The organism is Schaedlerella sp. (assembly GCF_056796775.1).
The window spans coordinates 7,217-11,283 of the sequence record NZ_JBQIKP010000082.1 but is presented as its reverse complement, the minus strand read 5'-3'; the positions used below and the strand labels follow the sequence as shown (position 1 = coordinate 11,283).

The following is a 4,067-nucleotide window of genomic DNA, read 5'->3' as shown; positions in this document are numbered from 1 at the left end:
TCCAGGCTAAAGGAATTCCGGAGTTATTTTGCAGAATGGGTCAGCCGCAAATATATGGAGTGATGCTATGAATAGTATGAACTTTATTGATAAATATATATTACTGGTGTACTGTATCGTGGAGATATATCTTGTCTATACCTTTTTTGAATGTTTTTTTGAAAAGAAGTCCTGGGCGCTGGAACCTAAGAAGCTTTATCTTACGAATGCAGGGGCGGTGTTCAGCCTGTATGCGGTGAATCTGGTGGGGAAACGGGAGCTGAACCTTGTCATGTTCATAGTCATAAGCTTTGTCTTTGTGATGGTTTTATTTGAAGGAAAGACGGGGAGCAGGGTTTTGTGCTACGTAGTCGCATATTCCATTATATTCGCGAGTGAGTGTCTGTTTGCAATTATCTTCAACCAGACGAATGAGAAGAATATGCTGATGTCAGGGGTTCATCTGGAGATCCTGTCCCTGAAACTTTTAACCTATATTATGTTTGTACTGGTAGAACAGTTTATCGGGACATCAAAGAGGAAGATGGATAATCATATCTTTTTAGAATATCTGTGCCTGCCGGTGGCCGGTTTTGGTATCATGGCAGGAATTTTCTATTCGGGTTTTGATTTTGGTACGAATGTCTATGTGAAGGTACTGATCACCGTTTGCTTCAGCCTTCTGCTGATCGGGAATATCCTTGTGTTCTATGCATTTAACAGATATTCGGAAGAAATGTACCAAAATGCGGAAAATCAGATTCTTATTACAAAACAGCAGGCAGATTTAAAATATTATACGCAGATGGACGAAGTGCAGGGAAGCCATAATGAGTTCGTCCATAATATGAACCATTACCTGTCTATGATTCATAATTTTGCAAGGCAGGGCGACTGTAAAAGTATTATGAAGGCAGTGGAGGAGATGAACGGGCATATAGAGGACAGTGGGACGGAAATATTCTGCAGCCATCATGTACTGAACATGATATTATCCGAGAAAAAAGGACGGGCGGAAAAGAACCAGGTTGAATTTGATGCTTATGTGGAGCCGGGAGTAAGATTAGAGATGGTTTCCGATATTGATCTGGTCGCAATACTGGGAAATCTGCTAGACAATGCGCTGCGTGCCGCCGGAGAATGTCGGGGACAGAAATATGTGAAGGTACGTATTTTTATGCAGGATGTCGGAGGGTTTTGTGTATTCAGGATTATAAATGGATATTCAGGGGAGATTGCCGTGCAGGGGGATACGCTCCTGTCAACCAAAAAAGAAAAAGGTCTGCATGGCCTGGGGATTGGCAGCGTAAATAAGATGGCGGAAAAGTATGGGGGTTATCTCTCTTGTAAAGTAGAAAAAGATGTATTTACAGCAGTACTGTTATTGTCAACACAGGATTAGAAGTAGAAAAGAATGCCTGATAGCAGGAGAGCCTTTAACTGCAAATATGGCGCCTCATTCTGCAAAAATGGACAACCTTGTTGCAGGAGAAAGGTAGGGTTGATAAACTTATATTGCGTTTCTGGGGCTTAAAACCAGTGCCGGCAAGGCACAGGCATAGCAAAGGGAGATGTAAGGCAAAGAAAGAGAGATGATATGGAGTGGGATGAAAAGTTACAGAGAATAATCAGTTGTATTGAGAGTAGCCTGGATTATGGAGAGAGGGCTATAGATGAAAAGGAAATTGAAGAGATTGCCGGTTGTTCTTATGCTTTTTTCCAAAAGGTATTCTCTTATATAAACGGAATCAGCCTGTCCGAATATATCCGGCTGCGTAAGCTTACATTTGCCGGATATGATTTAAAAGGCAGCTGCATTAGGATTGCAGAAGTAAGCAATAGATACGGATATGAATCACCTACCTCTTTTACTAAGGCGTTCCGCAGGTTTCATGGCGTTTCACCGAGAGAGGCAAGGAAGCATGAAACAAGGTTGCAGATTTATCCCCAAATGGAGAAGATACGAAAACAGCAGTATTCCTGGAATATTCAGACAAAAGAAGAGATCTGGCCGGCAGGGGTCTCTGATAATAAAGATGAATGGCAGCATTCAGTTATGATTGTATTGTCACAGCAGCTGGAAAGTGATTTCAAAGGAGGCATTTCGCTGGGTGAAGTCCGTCCATCCATAAGGCATGAATTACGGAATGTTTCTGAATATAAATTATCAGGACATACTTGGGCGATTATAGAGTGCAGGGGTGAGGTACCGCATGCAATACAAAATGGATGGAAATATTTAAAAGGGGAATGGCTGCCCAGACATTCATTCCAATATGGGGAATGTCCGGCGGTGGAATGGTATGGTGAAGGGAATCCAAAGGATAAGGATTATGTAAGCCAGATATGGATTCCTATCATTATATGAAAGATAAGGAAAAGTCCAGTCGTTTCTGGATACGGAGGACAGATCATGGATGAAATATTGCAGATTAAGGATTTGACAAAGAAATATGGGGATTTTAAACTGGATCAGGTTTCCTTTTCAATTCCTAAAGGTTCCATTATGGGATTAATAGGAGAAAACGGAGCCGGAAAAAGCACAACAATCAACGCCATTCTGGGTCTTATAAAAAAAGATAAGGGAACAGTAAGATTCTGGGGGAAGGAACTTGATTCGACAATACAGATCAAAGAAAATATAGGCGTTGTATTTGATGGGATTAATTTTTACGAGACACTGACACCAGAAAAAGTTGGAAAAATTTGTGCTGCAGCATATAAGCAATGGGATAACCCTACATATCAGAATCTCCTGGAGCGTTTCAGTATTCCACAGATAAAAGAAATTAAAACCTTGTCCAAAGGGATGAAAATGAAATTGAGTATTGCTGCTGCATTGTCGCATCGGCCGAAGTTGTTAATTCTGGATGAGGCAACGAGCGGACTTGACCCGGTTATGCGGGATGATATTCTTGAGATATTTGCAGGATTTGTCAAAGAAGAGGGGCGTTCCATCTTGATGTCGTCGCATATTACTACAGATCTGGAAAAAGTGGCAGATTATATTACATTCATTCATCGTGGGAGGGTTATCTTCTCTAAGAGGAAAAGTGACCTGTACAATGGTTACGGGGTAATTCGATGTGAGTCAGGCTTGTTTGAGAAAGTTGATAAAGCAGATATCTTAGCGTGCCGGAAGGATGGGACCAGATGGAACATACTTGTTGGGGATAAGGAAAAGGCAAAAAGAAAATATAAAAATGCTATGGTAGATACAATATCGATAGAAGATATGCTTTTGATGTATGTAAAGGGGGAGCAGTCAAATGAAGAGTCTCATTTTAAAAGATTTATATAATATTGGTCATAATGCAAAGTCGATGCTGTTAATCTTACTGGTGTTTGCTATTGGTTTGATTATGGTTTCGGGGGTGGAAAGCTATATTATTTCATCAGGAGTGTTATGCAGCATGATGATTGTAACAACGTTTACGTTTGATGATCATTGTAAATGGTCTAAATATGCTTTGGTTATGCCGATATGTAAAAAAGATATAGTTAAGGCCAAATTTATTGTTCTTATTATTTTCTGTATTGCCGGTATTTGCGTAGGAACCATTTTTGGTGTGGCAGGGGGAGTGGCTATGCATAAGATGGCGTTAAGTATGGAAGGGATAGTAACAATGCTTTTTATGGGATTTGTCGGACTCATCGTCTCGGTTATTTTCGGAAGTATGTCTATTCCATTGGTCTTTAAGTATGGTGCGGAAAAGGGGCGTATGCTTTTACTGATTTCATTTGCTGTTCCTTTGGGAATATGTTTTATGGTGTATGAAATATTAATGATGCTCGGTGTGAAAATCACGGATCAGCTTATTTTTACAATTTTATGTGCGTCTCCCTTGATTGCGGCGATCTGGATTTACACAATGTATAGAATAAGCTGCAGAATATTTTATAAGCAGGAAATAAACGGGTGATGAAAAGAGAATTTAAGAGAAGAAAGTATATATTTATGCAAAATGTATCCAGCCTTTTCTTTATGGAGTCAAAGTGGTACAGAATAGTCCGGTATGGTATGAGGAATCCATACGGATCAGAGGCTTTGCATGTTATACTTTAGATAGATGCAATATTTTAATTTT

At 40.0% G+C, this 4,067-nt stretch carries 4 protein-coding genes; all 4 read left to right on the top strand.

Going from position 1 to position 4,067, the window contains the following annotated elements; translation table 11 throughout:
- The first annotated feature begins 67 nt into the window (after positions 1–67).
- The 4 genes from ACTOY7_RS20895 (at position 68) to ACTOY7_RS20880 (ending at position 3,902) form a co-directional block, all read left to right on the top strand.
- Positions 68–1,381: a sensor histidine kinase gene (locus ACTOY7_RS20895; RefSeq protein WP_482672785.1), complete on the top strand. Its 1,314-nt coding sequence runs from the start codon at positions 68–70 to the stop codon at positions 1,379–1,381.
- Between the two features lie 195 nt (positions 1,382–1,576).
- Positions 1,577–2,347: an AraC family transcriptional regulator gene (locus ACTOY7_RS20890; protein WP_482672784.1), complete on the top strand. Its 771-nt coding sequence runs from the start codon at positions 1,577–1,579 to the stop codon at positions 2,345–2,347.
- 45 nt (positions 2,348–2,392) lie between these two features.
- Positions 2,393–3,280 (top strand): ABC transporter ATP-binding protein, encoded by an 888-nt coding sequence (locus tag ACTOY7_RS20885; protein ID WP_159757878.1) that lies wholly within the window; start codon positions 2,393–2,395, stop codon positions 3,278–3,280.
- Entirely contained in the window at positions 3,249–3,902 is a 654-nt protein-coding gene (locus ACTOY7_RS20880; protein ID WP_159757875.1) for an ABC-2 transporter permease, read from the top strand. Before ACTOY7_RS20885 ends, ACTOY7_RS20880 begins: the two co-directional genes overlap by 32 nt.
- Positions 3,903–4,067: the final 165 nt, after the last annotated feature.